This is a genomic window from Paenibacillus sp. FSL R10-2734 (genome assembly GCF_037963865.1).
In the GTDB taxonomy this organism is placed as follows: Bacteria; Bacillota; Bacilli; order Paenibacillales; family Paenibacillaceae; genus Paenibacillus_AQ.
Map to the genome: position 1 here is coordinate 1479882 of NZ_CP150170.1, position 16693 is coordinate 1496574.

The window sequence follows — 16693 nt, forward strand, 5'->3', positions numbered from 1 at the left end:
CCGAGTCTATTTATTCTGGGTGAGTACTTAGATCGCATTTATCCAAAGGAATAAGACTACTCTTTCGGAACCAGCGATAGCCGAACCAGATTAAGACAAACAGCGGTAAGCTGATATAAGAAACGGCAATGCCGTACCAGTCGATATTTCCACCTGAGAAGGCGCCCATATTCTGACCGAGTATCGCTACAATACAAAGTGCTAAGGCAAAGATAGGTCCGAATGGGAACCATCTAGCTCGGTAAGGTAGTTCATCTAGTGAATGGCCTTGCGCTATAAAAGCACGTCTGAAACGGTAGTGGCAGACCGCAATGCCTAGCCAGTTAATAAATCCGCACATACCGGAGGCGTTTAACAGCCAGTTATATACGGCACCGTCACCAAAGAACGAAGCGAGAAAGGCGAGCATTCCGACAGCAGTAGTCACCAGCAAAGCGCCAACAGGGACACCACGGCGATTGAGCTTGGCGAGTGCACGCGGAGCCATTCCATCCTTAGCCATTGCATACAGGACACGGGTGGAGGCATACATTCCGGAGTTCCCGGCTGACAATACGGAGCTGAGAATGACGGCATTCATTACGGATGCGGCAATGGCAAGCCCTGCCTTATTGAACACGATCGTAAACGGACTGACTCCGATATCATCGATGCCACCGCGGAGAAGATCTGGATTCGTATAAGGAATCAGCATTCCGATTACAAATATGGCAAGGATATAGAAGATTAATATACGCCAGAATACTTGGCGGATCGCAATCGGGACGTTGCGACGAGGGTTCTCACTCTCACCAGCGGCAACACCGATTAGCTCGGTACCCTGGAAGGAGAAACCTGCTGCCATAAAGACCCCGACGAAGGCAAAGAAGCCACCGTGGAAGGAGCTGCCACCGATTTGGAAGTTACTAAAGCCTACTGCTTTTCCACCCATAATGCCGAATATCATGAGGACCCCGACAACGAGGAAGGCGATAACAGTAATGATTTTGATAATGGCAAACCAATATTCTGATTCCCCATATCCACGAGATGATAGGAAGTTAAGGCCGAACATCAGCAGTAGGAACACCAGACTCCAGAGAAAGGAGGGGCTGTCTGGGAACCAGTATTTAATGATGACGGTAGCCGCTGATAGCTCTGCTGCAATCGTGACCGCCCAGTTGTACCAGAAGTTCCAACCGATGGCGAAGCCAAAGGCGGGGCTGACGAAACGAGTTCCGTAAGTACTGAAGGACCCGGAGTCCGGTAAATAGGTGGCGAGCTCTCCAAGACTAGTCATGAGAAAGTAAACCATTACGCCCACAGCCGTATAAGCTAGAAGGGCTCCACCAGGTCCTGCGGAAGCGATCGCGCCGCCACTGGCTAGAAACAGACCAGTACCAATAGATCCGCCTAGCGCGATCATGGTCAAATGCCTTGCTTTGAACGATTTTTTAAGCGCGGGCTGATTATTATTGCCTAGCGCTGGGTTTTGCTGATTGCCCTGCATGAATATGACACTCCTTATGATCTAATCTTACTGTTCATGAACGGGGAGTGCTGAGCTGTTGCCTCCCGCAGAGCGGGAGGTATAGTTCGTGATTTCCAGAACGTTATGGATGACTGCACGAAATATGCAAATTCTGTAAATGCAAAGAAACCGCAGACTATGTCTGCGGCTTCCATCTATACAGCTCCGCATCATACTCCCTGTGAAGATAGCGCAACACACTGTATTCTGCTATTTACGCAGGCTGTACAATGTGACAGTTCCGTGCCTTTCGGCAACGGCCCCAGCCTGCACCGCTGTAAGAGCGACAGTGCAAGCTTCGGCAGATATCCCTTTCAGCGTGATTCATAGACGGCTCTAACGTCTCCACACGCTTACTCTTTATATCCGCGACCTCTACCTCATCTTAGTATGACGAGGCTATCTTTACTTCATTCATTTATAAACAACAGGAATTAGTATAAAGGAAATTTACCTATCAAAGCAATGACAAAATCAGGTACTTCCGTATTAATTGCGACGGCGCTCTGACATCTGCTGCCAGACGGTGCCTGCTGCAGCTTCACCTGAAGCGATGCGCTCCAAAGCCATCTTGGCCTGAAGGCCAACCTCGAACTCTGGATCATCGGCAGCGAGCGTGAGCGCAGCTTGAGCTTCGGATGTGCCAACTTCATAGAGGAAGCGAGCAGCGCGCCAGCGGACAAGCTTGCTCTTATCCGTTAGTGCCGCCGTCATCACTGGTGTGGCGGCAGGGTCGCCGATGTCGGACAGGGTATCGCCAGCCGTACGTCTCACGGCTGGGGCGCTGTCTGCCATCGCCTCATAGAGCAGCTCCATCGCCTCGGGCGTGCGAAGGTCGCCCAGATACACGACCGCAAGCCTGCGAATATGCAGCTTGGGATCGTGTAGCGCCGCCTTAAGCTCCGGCAGGAACTCCGCCGTCGGCGTAAGATCCTCTAGCGCGGCGTAGCGCACGCGCCAATCCTCATGCTTCAGGTCTCGCAGCAGCTCGACCTGAGTGCGAGTTCGTTTTTGCTCGACGAACTCACCTTCGGCTCCGTGCGCAATGGCTTGCTGCACGAGGGAGTCGAGGCGTTCCTGTGGATACGCCGCTTCGATCTCTTGCTCGACCTCGCGTGCAATATCCGCGGGCTCGCCATAACGCACGCCGTAATCGGTGAGCTTGCGCTCCTTGATCATCACGGCGCTAGCCACATCCATAACCGCTTTAGTGAAGCGGTTGGCTAAGGATATGCGCTCCTCATTCGCGCCCGTTTTTACGCGGATTTGCATCGGAATTCCGCGGAACATTTGGACGAAGACCTGTGCTTCCCCAAAATGAACACCGGCATTCTCGTCGGCTAGGCTCCAATCTCCAGTTAAACCTTCGCTGCTCCCGAAACGACTTTGAACTTCTCTTAGAATGGCTGCCCAATCGGCATTGCCCTTACGCTCAAGAGCTGCGAAGTCAGCAGCGTGATAAATGCTAGTAACGCCCGGTATCGTCAACATTTCACGTGCCCAAGCAGGTGCGGAACGCTCACTTTCTGGAGTGTAGGTTCTGCGAATTCCGGGTTCTAAACTTTCGTCCAAATGAAGCTTCATCGTATTTGGACTTGGAGTCGGTTCAATAAATGTAATCTTCATACGTAGCTCCCCCTTGAACGGTATATGCACCGCCATACTTTATACACATATTATCTCATTTTTGGCGTGAAACACAAAAGGACTCTTCTATTATTTCGCTAAAGTCTACAATCGTGTGGAATAAAAGGGCGAACTTTTATCATGTGATTTGTATATTTTGCAAAATGCTCTGCTGTTCAATATAGTTGTAGTATATTCGCGAAAGCAAGGATTGCTCGGCAAACTTCTTCAGAAGAGGTGCTTGATGGCTAAAATACGTTATCTAAACATCGACAATGTAAGTACCGATAAAACACTAAAAGAATTTCGCCAGTGGCGTGAGGAGCGTCGTCGGAAGAAGAAGGACTATTCATATGTGGTGCCGAATACGCCGCCCAGATTATCCTATCTGTCGGAGAATAAGCTGGAGACTACCATTACGTGGATTGGGCATTCAACCTTTTTTATTCAATATGAAGGGATGAATATCATTACGGATCCCATCTGGGCGAGAAGGCTAGGCTTTGAGAAAAGATTGGGACAGCCTGGGATTTCGCTTAGCGAAGTGCCACCAATTGACCTGATTCTGATCTCGCACTCTCATTACGACCACTTGCATATTTCCTCCATCCGTAAATTATATCGGGCAGGGACAACGTTAGTAGTTCCTGTAGGTTTAAAGCGAAAAATGCTCCGCAAAGGGTTCCACAGCTGTGTGGAGATGGAGTGGTGGCAGGAGATTACGCTTGGTTCGATTAAGCTTTCTTTTGTGCCTACCCAGCACTGGACACGGAGAACGCCTTGGGATACGAATACTTCTCATTGGGGAGGGTACATCTTAGAGCCCGCTGAGTCGGGGAAGCAGAAGCTTCCTCCGAACCTTTATTTCGCTGGGGATAGCGGTTATTTTGAAGGTTTTAAGGAGATCGGAAGACGCTATAAGATTCATGTCGCGCTTATGCCAATTGGGGCTTATGAACCGGAATGGTTTATGACCTCTCAGCATGTGAATCCTGAGGAGGCTATACAAGCCTTCATAGATGTTGGAGCAGAGACTATGATTCCGATGCATTACGGTACCTTCAGACTTGCCGATGATACGGCCCGGGAAGCGCTGGATCGAATGGAAAATGCCCGAACTAAGCATGGGATTTGTGAGGAACGAATACGTACACTCAGCTATGGTGAAACATTGGTCGTACAACCCGAGAATCTTACAACTGGGCAATAACCTGAAAAAATTCCTCCTTAAATAGGTCGCCGTAAATCAGTTGGAATAAGTTTCGTAAGAGACAGATCAGCTTAAATGCCTATTTCACGGGATTTTTGCACTGATTTTATGCTATAATGAGCCGAAACCCTAAAGTGAAAAGGATGGTAATGCGTAATGATTAGCACAAGCGGCGTAACACTCCGCTACGGAAAACGAGCTCTCTTCGAAGATGTAAACATAAAATTCACCCCTGGTAACTGCTACGGCTTGATTGGTGCCAATGGTGCTGGTAAATCAACCTTTCTGAAAATTCTGTCCGGGGAGATCGAAGCGAACACGGGTGATGTTCATATAACACCAGGTGAACGCCTTGCAGTTCTGAAGCAGAATCATTTCGAATACGATGAATTCCCAGTACTTGAAACAGTAATTATGGGTCACACTCGTCTTTATGAAATTATGAAAGAAAAGGACGCGCTTTATGCGAAGTCTGATTTCACGGAAGCAGATGGTCTACGTGCCGGTGAGCTTGAAGGCGAATTTGCAGAACTTAATGGCTGGGATGCAGAGCCGGATGCGGCGGCTATGCTGATCGGTCTTGGCATTATGCGTGAACTGCATGACAAGAAAATGGCCGAACTGAGCGGCAATGAGAAGGTACGGGTACTCTTGGCGCAAGCCTTGTTTGGCCGTCCAAATAACCTCCTGCTCGATGAGCCTACCAACCACTTGGATCTAGAATCGATTGGCTGGTTAGAGAACTTCCTCATGGATTATGAAGGTACTGTTATCGTCGTATCCCATGACCGTCACTTCCTGAACAAAGTATGTACGCATATTGCGGATATTGATTTTGGCAAAATCCAGATGTATGTTGGTAACTACGACTTCTGGTATGAGTCCAGTCAGCTTGCTCAAGCTTTGCAGCGTGATTCGAACAAGAAAAAGGAAGACAAGATCAAGGAACTGCAAGCCTTTATTCAGCGTTTCTCGGCCAATGCTTCCAAGTCTAAACAGGCTACATCCCGTAAGAAACAACTCGAGAAAATTACGCTGGATGACATTCGTCCATCCAACCGTAAATATCCGTTCCTCAACTTCAAACCTGAACGTGAAGCGGGTAAGCAGCTTCTGACGATCAGTGGATTGACCAAATCGGTTGAAGGTGAGAAGGTTCTTGATGAAATCAGCTTTGTAGTTAACAAAGGGGATAAGATTGCCTTCGTGGGTCCTTACTCCCAGCCTAAATCACTTCTGTTTGATGTGATTATGGGTGAGCAGGAAGCGGATGCGGGAGAATATACATGGGGAGTCACAACAACTCAAGCTTATTTCCCGAAAGACAACTCCAGCTATTTTGATGGTGTGGACTTGAATCTCGTAGAATGGCTACGTCAGTATTCTAAAGATCAGGATGAAACGTTCCTGCGCGGATTCCTTGGACGGATGCTGTTCGCCGGTGAAGAAGCACTGAAGAAAGCAAGTGTGCTATCCGGAGGCGAGAAGGTTCGTTGTATGTTGGCAAAGATGATGCTGAACGGTGCGAACGTGCTTGTATTCGATGAACCTACCAATCACTTGGATCTGGAATCCATTACGGCACTGAATAACGGACTGATCGATTTCGACGGTACCATTCTGTTCACTTCCCATGACCATCAGTTCATCCAAACGATTGCTAACCGTATCATCGAGATCACACCTACAGGTGTAATTGATCGCACGATGACTTACGATGAGTATTTAGAGAATCCTGAAATTAAGGAAATGCGTCAACGCATGTATCCTGTAGAAGTATAATTCATGATCTCCGCTTGCGGAGAGCATTCAAGAAGCAGCTGCTCTAATCCTTGATGGATTAGGGCGGCTGTCTTTTTGAATAATGATATTTGAGAAGATACGGTAGGTGAATGTAGGTGAATCTTGTGGATGGGACTATTATTGTAATGAGACATGGGGAAACCGTGTTTAATACTCAAGGTCGTTACCAAGGGCAGCTGGATTCACCTCTGACTGATCTTGGTGTTGATCAAGTTAGGCAAATGGCGAGGCTGCTTCGTCATTCAGTGGGGCATCCCTCTGATTGGAAAGTGATATCAAGTCCGCTTGGAAGAGCACAACAGAGTACACAAATTCTATGTGAACTGATAGGATACGATTTCGCTAAAGTAGAAACAGATGCTAGGTTAAGTGAAGTTTCTGTTGGTTCTTGGTCGGGGCTAACGCTCAAGGAAATTGAGCAAGGGTGGCCGAATAGTCTTGAAGATACGACTATGTATGATTGGTATTTCCGTTCACCAGATGGAGAGAGCTACGAAGCGGTTCAGGAACGTGTCACAGACTGGCTGGATAGCTTGTCCTCCACTCCGCGGGTCATTGCGGTTACACATGGATTAACAAGTAGAATTCTACGGGGAGTATACGCCGGGCTTTCAAGAGAGGAAGCCTTAGCACTTGAGGTTTCCCAAAGCACATGTTTTCAGTTGGCTAATTGTACAATAAAAAGAATCAGTAATGAATTTGATGAGTTCTAGCCCATCCTTTAAGCGGACGAACGCATAAAAGGCTGCGTTGTCCCTGAGGGATACGCAGCCTTTTATGTTTAATATAAGATAGTACTAGGATCCGCCGGTACGACGGCGCTGGTTGTTAGGCTTTTTGTTATTCTGACTTTTTAGCGGTTTGGCGGAGCCGGCCTGAAAAGTAGATCCAGGCTTGGAGGAAGATTGTTGTTTCTTCTGCTCCAGCTTCTGCCGGATAGCTTCGGCTAAATTGATTTTTCCTTTTTCATTGCTTTCGCTCATTATGATAACCTCCTTCGAAGCAAGTCCTTCACTTTATTCTAATTGTTTTTAAATGTTGCTACAAGGGCAAGAATAATTGAAAGAATTCTTTTCTAACAAAACGAAAGACAAGGAGATAGCCAACAATGGTTGATATTTACGAAGATATACGTAAAGGCGAGCGTGGAGCTTGGGTCAGCATAGCGGCTTACCTCATTTTATCGACATTCAAGCTTGTTAGCGGTTATCTATTCGCATCTAATGCATTGGTCGCGGACGGGGTCAATAACTTAACCGACATCGTAGCATCTGTAGCCGTATTGGTGGGGCTGCGGATTTCGCGGAAGCCACCTGACTCTGACCATGCTTATGGTCATTTTCGGGCAGAGACAGTAGCTGCATTATTAGCTTCTTTTATTATGGCGGTAGTAGGTATTCAGGTGATTGTGGAGGCGATACGGTCCTTTTTCGATCGTGCAAAGGAAACACCGCAGCTATGGTCAGCTGGTGTGGCTCTAGTGTGTGCAGTGGCAATGATAGGAGTATACATATACAACAAAAGACTGGCTAAGCAGATAAATAGCAGTGCACTAATGGCGGCGGCCAAAGATAATTTTTCTGATGCTATGGTTAGTATAGGTGCTGCTGTTGGGATTGTGGGTGCTCAGTTCGGACTGCCATGGATTGATTCTGCGGCCGCAGTCGTTGTCGGACTGATTATCTCTAAGACAGCATGGGATATTTTTCGTGACTCGACCTACCGGCTTACCGATGGCTTTGATCAAGATAAGTTGATGGATCTACGTAGTACGATCGCTCGAACGCCGGGAGTAGAAGGGATTAAAGATGTAAAGGCACGGGTTCATGGTAATCATGTGCATGTGGATGTTGTAGTGGAGGTAGACGCGAATATAACTGTGGTTGAGGGTCATAAAATCAGTGATTCCATTGAAGAGAGAATGAGCAAGTTGCATAATATTATGAACGTGCAGGTGCATGTGGAACCTAAAGATTAAAATTTATATTCTATTTTAAGGAAAAAACAAACAAATTCAAGGAGGATTCAAGACTTTAGTCCTGTATTTTACCATAAAGTGGCATGATTATATGTGCAATTTGGAGCATGTTCCAAATCCCGGGCAAGCCTATAATGAGGGCATAAAGGAATGAAGCACACACCTTTATTGAAATCTCATCATGGTATTGGGGGAACGTATGATTAAATCACATAAGCAATTAACAGCATCCTTGTTGGTTTCAGCTGCTATTGTTGCAGGTTTAGGAGTATCTGCTCCTGGACATGCAGCAGCAGCCTCAAGTCCATCAAATTCAGCCATGGCGGCAGCAGCCGGTCAAACAGCGGTCATCGAGGCAAGTGTTCGCCTTCGCAGCACACCTTCTACAAGTGGAGAAGTAGTGAAGTATTTGCAAAAGGGAGATCAAGTGCAGATTGTGGCGCAGCCGAATAGCTATTGGTATCAGGTGAAAGCAGCAGATGGATCCGTAGGTTATACAAGCACGGATGATAAGTATATCAGCGTAAATTCATCTTCAGTAAATACACCAGCAGCACCTTCAACACCTTCAGCACAAACGGGAACCATTAAGTACGGAGTGAATCTTCGAACTACTCCTTCTACAAGCGGAAAAGTACTAAGACTTCTGAAGAAGGGTGAGCAAGTACAACTTCTGGCACAGCCGAACAGCTACTGGTATCAAATCCAAACAACGGATGGTAGCATAGGATATATAAGTTCAAGTGATCAATATACTTCGTTCGCTGGTAACGGGGGGACTGGGACGGTAACGCCAACACCTACACCACCGCCTCCAGCACCAATACCACCTATTTCAACGCCTGGGGCTTCCGCTCAAATTGAGAGTGTAATCTCAGCAGGTATGGGCTATCTTGGAACACCTTATGAGTTTGGATCCAGCAGATATGATACAAGAACCTTCGATTGTTCTGATTTTATCCGGCAAATATTCATGGATGCTTTAAATTTGAAACTGCCTGCTGATTCCCGTCAACAGGGAGATTGGGTGAAATCGAATAGCACGGTAGTTACGTCTACTTCCGGATTAAAACGCGGCGATTTAATGTTCTTCATGGATTATAAAGGAAACTCCGCTTCTGCTTATGAAGGGATCGACAAATCCAAGGCAAGAATATCGCATGTTGCTATTTATTTGGGAGATGGACAAATTCTACATACATATTCCGTAGCTTCAGGCGGGGTAAAAGTAGATAAGTTAAGCGCTTCTTGGATGAATCGTTTTCTCTACGGGGGATCGGTCATTCAATAATAATATAGGTACACAGGAGCGGCAGCATCGCATGTTTGTGACGGGTGAACAAAGGCGGGCATAAGCGCAGGGGCTATCCCCTCAGTAGAATTTTCTACTGAGGGGGTAGCCTTTTTTTATCGTCTATTTAGAACAGCCGCACTCACCACACAAAAAAGAGGATGCACCATGGGCCAATTTAATGGCTCCTTTGGACACCCCCTTCATATTCAAATTATGGCGTTATTACATTGGCAGCTACAGGAACCATAACCCAAGCTTTTCCTAGCCAAGTGTAAACTTGTCTCCATTCATTGCCCCAAGAATCCGTAATGACTTCACCTGTGGTGTCAAGCGTTTGAGCGCTAAGCCAGCCTGCGGGAATCATACTGCCAATGGAAAAATGGAAAGCTATTTTTTCGGTTAGAACAATTTGTGGTGTCGCTGGAGAAATATCCGACGGCGTAATGATCGTTTCAAAAGTATTAGTGTAAGTGCTTCCAGTTACCGTCGTAGAATCTGTTGTTGTACCTGTTACTTCCGCGGCTGATGCTGTAGCTGCTATCGAAGCCATAAGCCCCAAGGCTACTGTAATGCTGGCGAATTTTTTCATGTTTAGTTCCTCCTCATTATGGACTAGCTTCATAACTTTTTCTTATTTTCTCAAGTGACATCTGTGTGGGAATGACCTATACTTTCTGCATGATGAATAAGTTATATGGATAGATATGGGAGGAGGTTACATCGATCTACCTCTGCGGCCCGTGAAGAGGGAAACAATAAACAGAACCAAGAAGACGAAGAATAGTATTTTTGCAAGACCTGCAGCGGCTGCTACAAGATTGAAGAAACCAAAGATTCCAGCGATCACAGCTACAACTAGTAGAATTACGGACCATTTTAACATTACATATCACCTATCCTTTTTTTGATTTGTAGTCATTGTATAAACGGGGACTTTGATTCTGAAACATAGGGGAGAAGGGAGTCTTGACAACGCTCGACAAATTGTTTCGGCAAATGATAGTAGGGGTAACTAAGCAGTATACAAGGCTGATTGGCCGCTATTTATAAGATTTGGAAGGGGTTTTGAATATGATCATTGAATTAAGTGTAGCTCTCGTCGCTGTTGCATTCGCAATACTTGTTTTCTTTCTAATTAAGACTTTGAAATCAGCGAAGGAATCTCTCGACAAAGTGAGCCAGACCTTGGTTGAAGTGCAGAAGACGATGGATGAGCTGACTTATGAAGTGAAAACTACAGTTAGACATGCAAACGAAATTACTGCTGATGTACAGAACAAGATCCAAAAGATCGATCCTGTCATAGATTCTGTGAAGAATTTGGGGGAAGTTATGAATGAATTAACTTTAACCGTCAAGCAAGTGTCGGTAACTGTGATTGAGAAATATCGTAAATCGCATGAACTGAGGGAGAAGCGTAAGGGTGTATCTATAAAAGAGGCTCCGCTGACTCCAGCCGAGGAACGTACGGTTAACTCCTATGATGCCGTTAATGCCGATAAAGCACCGGGGAAAATGGCTACAGTGTTAAAAAGTATAGATGTAGCTGCAACTCTTTGGAAAAAATTCCGTCATTAAACTTAAGGTAGCAAGTCTTCTGTAAATGGCGGCTGCAGATAAGAAAGGTGGGACAACAACATGAACACAATTATTCTTTTGTTTAGTCTTCTTTTCCCATACTTTGATGCGTCTCCACAGTTAGCGCCTGTCTCATCATTTATTGAACAGCCTAAGTCTGTTCTGGCCTTTGAGCATACTGCTGAATCCAGTCCATATATAAGTCGCTTTGATTCTTTGGCGGGAGTTTCTCTTTATGCCACGGAGGAAGAATTGCTTCTGACTAAGGGCACACCGCTTGAGATTGTTAATGATCCATGGCAAAACACAGTGGAATACCAATATGCTGATGTATCAGTAGGTGTGGGTGAGGGGTTTGTACTATATGTGCATGTCTCACCTGCTCAAGCACAGCAGTTCGGTCTACATGTGAATGGAGTGAAAATTGATCCCTTGAAGGATAATCTGCAATCGACCTTGGGTAAACCGTACTTTATAGCCGAAGATGGTGACGTGTATATGAGAGGGAATAATGCGCTCAAAATATATCGGAATTTGGCTGGTGAATTTGAAGGTATTGATTTATTTGATAGTATTTCTTCTTAATGTGTTTCACTTTTGATTATATAGGTTAATAAGCAGGGGCTGTCTTTACCATAGAGTAACCTCCAGAACCACTAGATCTAGTGGTTCTGGAGGTTACTTTGCTGAAGACGTAAATGAACCTATTACTATATTTACATATTATGAGAATAGAAAAAACAGATTAAAATAGCGTATGATATAGGTAATGAGTCGCAGAATTTTACGGTCGAAATACTATTTGTGTGAGGTGAAGATGATGAGAATCTTAATCGTTGATGACAATCCGACTAATGTTATCATTATCCGAGAAATCCTGAAAAAAGAAGATTACCGAAATTTCGTAACCGCATCCTCTGCCAAAGAGATGCTTACGCGGCTCGGTATCGGTTCTGTAAGTGAGGATGGACGTCCTCGGATGTCAGATATTGATCTGATTTTACTGGATATGATGATGCCAGAAATGGATGGAATCGAGGCATGTCGTGTTGTACAGCATTACGAACACCTTAAGGATATTCCAATAATAATGGTTACAGCTGTTGGTGATTCCAAGAAGCTGGCAGAAGCACTGGATGCAGGTGCAGTGGATTATGTTACAAAACCTATTAATAAAGTGGAGCTGATGGCCCGAATTCGGCTCGCACTGCGGCTGAAGCGAGAGAAAGATTGGCATAAGGAACGAGATCAGCGAATTCAGGAGGAATTGAGACTTGCAGCACTTGTCCAGAATGCAGTGCTAAGCTTGCCGCTTCAGGATGAGAATTTTGAGGTCCATGCCATCTACCAGCCATCCTCTGAGCTCGCCGGTGATTTATATGCGTGGTACCCCCTTGGTGATGGCCGATATGGCGTGATCCTGCTGGACATTATGGGACACGGAATATCGTCGTCTCTTTTTTGTATGTTTCTTGCTTCTGTGTTAAAGGACACGGTAACTACGTATGTAGAGCCGGAAAAGGTGATTCAGGAGCTCAATCGAAGGTTTAACCAGCTCTATATTGAGAAAAAGCTGATCCAATATTACTTTACGACTATTTATCTCGTGATAGATACCCGTCTAAAGCGTATTGACTATGTCAACGCCGGACATCCACCTGCGCTGTTTTTTGAGGGCGAGGCTAAAACTCCGGTCTTGCTGGAAAGTAACTGCCATCCTGTGGGCCTGTTTGAACAAATCGATATTCAGCCACAGAGTCTAACCTTTGAAGATGAAGGACATCTAGTTCTATATACAGATGGTCTTCTGGAACTGGTTGAAGGTGAACAGGAGGAGCAGCTGGAATTTATGATTCAGCATTTAAATATTGAACATGAGTGGAACGAAGAAGCTATTCGGGCGGCCTTTTTCAATGCTGAGGTTCCTAAAGAGCGTGACGATGATAAATGTATAGTGTGGATCTCATTGATGAAGGGAACAGATAGAGAATGAAGATAAAGGCTAAACTATTAATTGGCTTCAGTGCCATGTTAGCGATTATGCTTGCACTTACGATGATAGGATATGACCGCTTAAATTATATGAATAGCCAACTGGAAGGGTATCAGGATCGATATATGAAGGGGCGTTCTTCTTCAGGGATGCGTGGAGAAGTCAATGATATGGCGCGAATATTGACCACGACCATGTTAAGTGCAGATGCATCATCAGTAGAATCGCAAAAGAATGAGATTGATAAAAAGATCACTAAAGCGAATGAGCATTATGAGAAGATAAAAGCGTCGATGACCAGCGCTGAAGAAATGCAAATGGTTAGTCAAATAGATAATGCGTACACCACCTATTTAAATTATCAGGAAAAGATATTGGAGCTGCTATCAGCAGGTTATTTCCAGAACGCAACTACTTACTCTAACACAGAGGGACAATCGATTCAGAATGCGGTGTTAAACGCCCTGAACAGTCTCTCTGATTATAATGCTTTTATAATGAACGAAGAGAGTACAAAGGCTAACGAAGCTTATAAAAGCTCGACTCAGATGGTAGTCCTAATGATGATTCTAGGCTTACTTCTCGGACTTGGTGTGGTCCTATGGATTATTCCAAGCATCACTCGGGGGCTTAATGTCGTTTCGATGATGATTACAAGCTTTGGCAACGGTAGAGTAAGAGCTATACGGCGTATAAAGGTTACAACTAAAGATGAAATTGGTGAGGTTGCCCTTGTCTTTAAGAAAATGGCTTTAGATCTCGAACAGAAGCAGCAGCTGGAACAGGCCTATGCGCAAGCGCAGAATGACCAATCCTGGCTGAATGCGAACGTTGCTCGGGTGACGGAACTATTGCGAGGTGTTAGCTCCTTGGATCAGGTCTCACAGACCTTTATCAACGAGTTTACTCCTGTGCTTGGAGCCCAGTTCGGAGCTGTATATTTGAAAGATGCTGAGCATCCCGATTTTTTACGAAGCAGTGGTTATTATGCAGTAGATAATGATAAGAAACCTAAGGACAGGTTTATGATTGGAGAAGGACTCGTAGGACAAAGTGCGCTCGATATGCACCCGATCAGACTGGAGCAGGCTCCAGAAGACTATTTATCCGTTAAGTCTGGATTCGTGGATGCACAACCTGGATATATTTCTATCCATCCACTTATTTTTGAAGACGAACTGCTCGGTGTGGTAGAATTCGCTTCATTCCAGCCGTTTAGCAGTCTGAAAAATGATTTACTGCAACAGCTTGCGAATAATTTAAGCATTATTTTCAATAATATTAGCCGTCGTCTGATCGTGGAGAAATTGTTGCGTGATTCACAAGCTCTTACGGAAGAGCTGCAGTGTCAGTCAGAGGAATTACAGACACAGCAAGAGGAATTACGTCGTTCCAATGAGAATTTGGAGGAGCAGACGGATGCGCTTAAACGTTCAGAAGAGCTTCTTCAGCGTCAGCAGGAAGAACTGGAGCATTATAATACGGAACTTGTTGCCAAGACCCGTGAATTAGAGGAGCAAGTGCAGGAGGTTGAAGAGAAGAAAGATGAAATTGAGCACGCGAAAATCCAACTAGAGAAACAGGCCAAGCAATTATCCGTTACTAGTAAATATAAATCAGAGTTCCTGGCGAACATGTCCCATGAATTGCGAACTCCACTGAACAGTCTTTTGATCCTATCTCAACTACTTACGGAGAATAAGGATGGCAATTTATCAGAGAAGCAGGTTGAATTTGCACATACAATTTATATGTCAGGTGCTGACTTGCTTAAGATGATCGATGAAATTCTGGACTTGTCCAAGGTTGATGCAGGCAAAATGGAACTGAACCAAGAAGAAATTAAATTGACCGAGCTGAAGAGCTTTGTGAAGCAGAATTTTGCTCCGCAAGCGCTCAAAAAAGGACTGTCCTTACGGATTACCTTTAACGAGCCACTGCCAGATTCCGTCATTGCCGACGGTCATCGATTGAAGCAGGTGCTAAGAAATCTGCTTTCTAATGCCTTTAAATTTACGATGGAAGGATTCATCGAATTTTCGGTTAGCCAAGCAGATACCAATCTTCTTCCTCTAGATCTGCCAGGTGAAGTTGAATATATTGCTATTGCTGTGAAGGATAGTGGAATTGGTATTCCAGCGGACAAAACCGATATTGTGTTCGAAGCCTTCCAACAGGTGGATGGAACAACCAGCCGTAAATTTGGGGGTACAGGCTTAGGCTTGTCCATTAGCCGTGAGCTAGCACGTTTAATGGGTGGAGCTATTGTGCTGGAATCACGTGAGGGCCAAGGTAGTACCTTTACTATGTATTTGCCGATTAAAGGTAGTTATAATAAGCAGCCTGCAGTTATAGAAGCTGCTGCTTCTAAAGAGGATGCAACCTTCGAGGAATATATGGGAGATATGCTTCCAACCCTTGTACCAACTCCGGTTCATGCGCCTATACCACAATTAATGATAGATGATGATCGTGATCATTTGACTGCAGATGATAAGGTTCTGCTTATTATAGAAGACGATGAGAGCTTTGCGAAAATATTGCTGGACATGGCTCATGGTCGGAAATTCAAAGGACTGGTAGCCCTCCAAGGCGATACTGGATTACAGATGGCGAAGACTTATCTGCCTGATGCGATTATTCTAGATATTCAGCTGCCAGTTATGGACGGTTGGACCATTCTTAGAGAGCTAAAAAGTGCATCACAGACCCGTCACATTCCTGTCCATGTCATCTCTGTGAATGATGAAGTGAAGCAGGGACTCATGATGGGGGCTATGGCTTATTTAAGAAAACCATCTTCTAGAGATGCTCTAGAGCGGGCGTTCTCGCAAATTGAGAACTACACTTCCAGTACGTTGAAGTATTTGCTAATTGTAGAGGATGATGAGATTCAGCGTCGTTCCATTATGGAATTGATAGGTCATGATGATGTGGCTATAACCGCAGTTTCAACTGGCGGTGAGGCACTGAATGAGCTGCGGAAGCAGCGATATGATTGTATGGTTCTGGATCTGATGCTTGAGGATATGACAGGTTTCGATTTGCTCGATCAGATTCGTGATGATGAAGAATTAAATGATCTACCTATTATTATTTATACAGGTAAGGATTTGGACAGCAAAGAAGAGACGCAGCTACGCAAATATGCGGAATCAATCATTATCAAAGATGTACGTTCTCCAGAACGGTTATTGGATGAGACAACATTGTTCCTACACCGGGTAGAAGCCAATCTTCCGGAAGATAAACGTAAGATTCTGCAGAAGCTTCATAATAAAGAAGAATTGTTCGAAGGGAAGAAAATACTGCTCGTCGATGATGATATTCGCAATGTCTTTGCGCTTTCCAGTGTGCTCGAAGAGTATCACATGGAAGTGAAGTTTGCAGAGAATGGACGCGAAGCGCTGGAAATGTTGGTAGAGCAAGAAGATTTCGATCTTGTGCTGATGGATATGATGATGCCGGAAATGGACGGATACGAAGCTATGCGCCGGATCCGCGAGATGCCGCAGTATCAGAAACTGCCTATTATTGCGCTTACTGCCAAAGCTATGAAAGAGGATCGCGCCAAATGTATTGAAGCTGGTGCCTCTGACTATATGAAAAAGCCGATCGCAACAGGTCAACTTCTATCTTTAATGCGAGTCTGGCTGTATTCGTAACCACTATATTGGGGTAATACTTTAAAAGAACTAACA

14 protein-coding genes and 1 riboswitch are annotated in these 16693 nt (G+C 45.1%); of the genes, 9 read left to right on the forward strand and 5 right to left on the reverse strand.

Annotated features, from left to right (window positions below; all coding sequences use genetic code 11):
- Positions 1–10: 10 nt before the first annotated feature.
- Complete coding sequence (locus NSS67_RS06590; protein WP_339318825.1) at positions 11–1489, reverse strand: amino acid permease; 1479 nt, start codon at positions 1487–1489, stop codon at positions 11–13.
- A gap of 201 nt (positions 1490–1690) precedes the next feature.
- Positions 1691–1896: riboswitch (Lysine riboswitch) on the reverse strand.
- 103 nt (positions 1897–1999) lie between these two features.
- Complete coding sequence (locus tag NSS67_RS06595) at positions 2000–3136, reverse strand: virulence factor (RefSeq protein ID WP_339318826.1); 1137 nt, start codon at positions 3134–3136, stop codon at positions 2000–2002.
- Between the two features lie 244 nt (positions 3137–3380).
- Between NSS67_RS06595 and NSS67_RS06600 the strand changes: the two genes are divergently transcribed.
- The 3 genes from NSS67_RS06600 (at position 3381) to NSS67_RS06610 (ending at position 6862) form a co-directional block, all read left to right on the forward strand.
- Complete coding sequence (locus NSS67_RS06600) at positions 3381–4346, forward strand: MBL fold metallo-hydrolase (RefSeq protein WP_339318827.1); 966 nt, start codon at positions 3381–3383, stop codon at positions 4344–4346.
- A gap of 156 nt (positions 4347–4502) precedes the next feature.
- Complete coding sequence (locus tag NSS67_RS06605) at positions 4503–6128, forward strand: ATP-binding cassette domain-containing protein (protein ID WP_339318828.1); 1626 nt, start codon at positions 4503–4505, stop codon at positions 6126–6128.
- Positions 6129–6274: 146 nt separating this feature from the next.
- The gene (locus NSS67_RS06610; RefSeq protein ID WP_339318829.1) at positions 6275–6862 is read left to right on the forward strand and encodes a histidine phosphatase family protein; all 588 of its coding nucleotides are present in this window, start codon (positions 6275–6277) and stop codon (positions 6860–6862) included.
- 84 nt (positions 6863–6946) lie between these two features.
- Here the strand turns inward: NSS67_RS06610 and NSS67_RS06615 are convergent, their stop codons facing one another.
- The gene (locus NSS67_RS06615) at positions 6947–7132 is read right to left on the reverse strand and encodes a hypothetical protein (RefSeq protein WP_042131054.1); all 186 of its coding nucleotides are present in this window, start codon (positions 7130–7132) and stop codon (positions 6947–6949) included.
- Positions 7133–7257: 125 nt separating this feature from the next.
- On the opposite strand from NSS67_RS06615, the gene NSS67_RS06620 reads away from it, so the two are divergent.
- On the forward strand, positions 7258–8127 hold the full coding sequence (locus tag NSS67_RS06620; protein ID WP_339318830.1) for a cation diffusion facilitator family transporter: 870 nt from the start codon (positions 7258–7260) through the stop codon (positions 8125–8127).
- A 199-nt stretch (positions 8128–8326) separates the two neighbouring features.
- Positions 8327–9418: an SH3 domain-containing C40 family peptidase gene (locus tag NSS67_RS06625; protein ID WP_339318831.1), complete on the forward strand. Its 1092-nt coding sequence runs from the start codon at positions 8327–8329 to the stop codon at positions 9416–9418.
- Between the two features lie 214 nt (positions 9419–9632).
- Here the strand turns inward: NSS67_RS06625 and NSS67_RS06630 are convergent, their stop codons facing one another.
- Both NSS67_RS06630 and NSS67_RS06635 read right to left on the reverse strand, forming a co-directional pair.
- Complete coding sequence (locus NSS67_RS06630) at positions 9633–10010, reverse strand: hypothetical protein (protein WP_339318832.1); 378 nt, start codon at positions 10008–10010, stop codon at positions 9633–9635.
- A 126-nt stretch (positions 10011–10136) separates the two neighbouring features.
- Positions 10137–10304, reverse strand: a complete 168-nt coding sequence (locus NSS67_RS06635) for a DUF1328 domain-containing protein (protein WP_339318833.1) — start codon at positions 10302–10304, stop codon at positions 10137–10139.
- A gap of 188 nt (positions 10305–10492) precedes the next feature.
- On the opposite strand from NSS67_RS06635, the gene NSS67_RS06640 reads away from it, so the two are divergent.
- The 4 genes from NSS67_RS06640 to NSS67_RS06655 all read left to right on the forward strand — a co-directional run bounded on the left by NSS67_RS06640 (position 10493) and on the right by NSS67_RS06655 (position 16657).
- The gene (locus NSS67_RS06640) at positions 10493–10999 is read left to right on the forward strand and encodes a DUF948 domain-containing protein (RefSeq protein ID WP_339318834.1); all 507 of its coding nucleotides are present in this window, start codon (positions 10493–10495) and stop codon (positions 10997–10999) included.
- A 60-nt stretch (positions 11000–11059) separates the two neighbouring features.
- The gene (locus tag NSS67_RS06645) at positions 11060–11584 is read left to right on the forward strand and encodes a hypothetical protein (RefSeq protein WP_339318835.1); all 525 of its coding nucleotides are present in this window, start codon (positions 11060–11062) and stop codon (positions 11582–11584) included.
- A 235-nt stretch (positions 11585–11819) separates the two neighbouring features.
- A complete protein-coding gene (locus NSS67_RS06650; RefSeq protein WP_339320517.1) occupies positions 11820–12992 on the forward strand; it encodes a fused response regulator/phosphatase in 1173 nt (390 codons plus the stop codon).
- On the forward strand, positions 12989–16657 hold the full coding sequence (locus tag NSS67_RS06655) for a response regulator (protein ID WP_339318836.1): 3669 nt from the start codon (positions 12989–12991) through the stop codon (positions 16655–16657). The genes NSS67_RS06650 and NSS67_RS06655 overlap by 4 nt, the downstream gene beginning before the upstream one ends.
- Positions 16658–16693: the final 36 nt, after the last annotated feature.

Bases quoted from the DNA above. Each gene is read 5' to 3' on its own strand.
- NSS67_RS06590 (WP_339318825.1), bottom strand. From the start codon at position 1,489: ATGCAGGGCAATCAGCAAAACCCAGCGCTAGGCAATAATAATCAGCCC.
- NSS67_RS06625 (WP_339318831.1), top strand. From the start codon at position 8,327: ATGATTAAATCACATAAGCAATTAACAGCATCCTTGTTGGTTTCAGCT.
- NSS67_RS06640 (WP_339318834.1), top strand. From the start codon at position 10,493: ATGATCATTGAATTAAGTGTAGCTCTCGTCGCTGTTGCATTCGCAATA.
- NSS67_RS06620 (WP_339318830.1), top strand. From the start codon at position 7,258: ATGGTTGATATTTACGAAGATATACGTAAAGGCGAGCGTGGAGCTTGG.
- NSS67_RS06595 (WP_339318826.1), bottom strand. From the start codon at position 3,136: ATGAAGATTACATTTATTGAACCGACTCCAAGTCCAAATACGATGAAG.
- NSS67_RS06610 (WP_339318829.1), top strand. From the start codon at position 6,275: ATGAGACATGGGGAAACCGTGTTTAATACTCAAGGTCGTTACCAAGGG.
- NSS67_RS06600 (WP_339318827.1), top strand. From the start codon at position 3,381: ATGGCTAAAATACGTTATCTAAACATCGACAATGTAAGTACCGATAAA.
- NSS67_RS06650 (WP_339320517.1), top strand. From the start codon at position 11,820: ATGAGAATCTTAATCGTTGATGACAATCCGACTAATGTTATCATTATC.
- NSS67_RS06635 (WP_339318833.1), bottom strand. From the start codon at position 10,304: ATGTTAAAATGGTCCGTAATTCTACTAGTTGTAGCTGTGATCGCTGGA.
- NSS67_RS06605 (WP_339318828.1), top strand. From the start codon at position 4,503: ATGATTAGCACAAGCGGCGTAACACTCCGCTACGGAAAACGAGCTCTC.
- NSS67_RS06655 (WP_339318836.1), top strand. From the start codon at position 12,989: ATGAAGATAAAGGCTAAACTATTAATTGGCTTCAGTGCCATGTTAGCG.
- NSS67_RS06645 (WP_339318835.1), top strand. From the start codon at position 11,060: ATGAACACAATTATTCTTTTGTTTAGTCTTCTTTTCCCATACTTTGAT.
- NSS67_RS06630 (WP_339318832.1), bottom strand. From the start codon at position 10,010: ATGAAAAAATTCGCCAGCATTACAGTAGCCTTGGGGCTTATGGCTTCG.
- NSS67_RS06615 (WP_042131054.1), bottom strand. From the start codon at position 7,132: ATGAGCGAAAGCAATGAAAAAGGAAAAATCAATTTAGCCGAAGCTATC.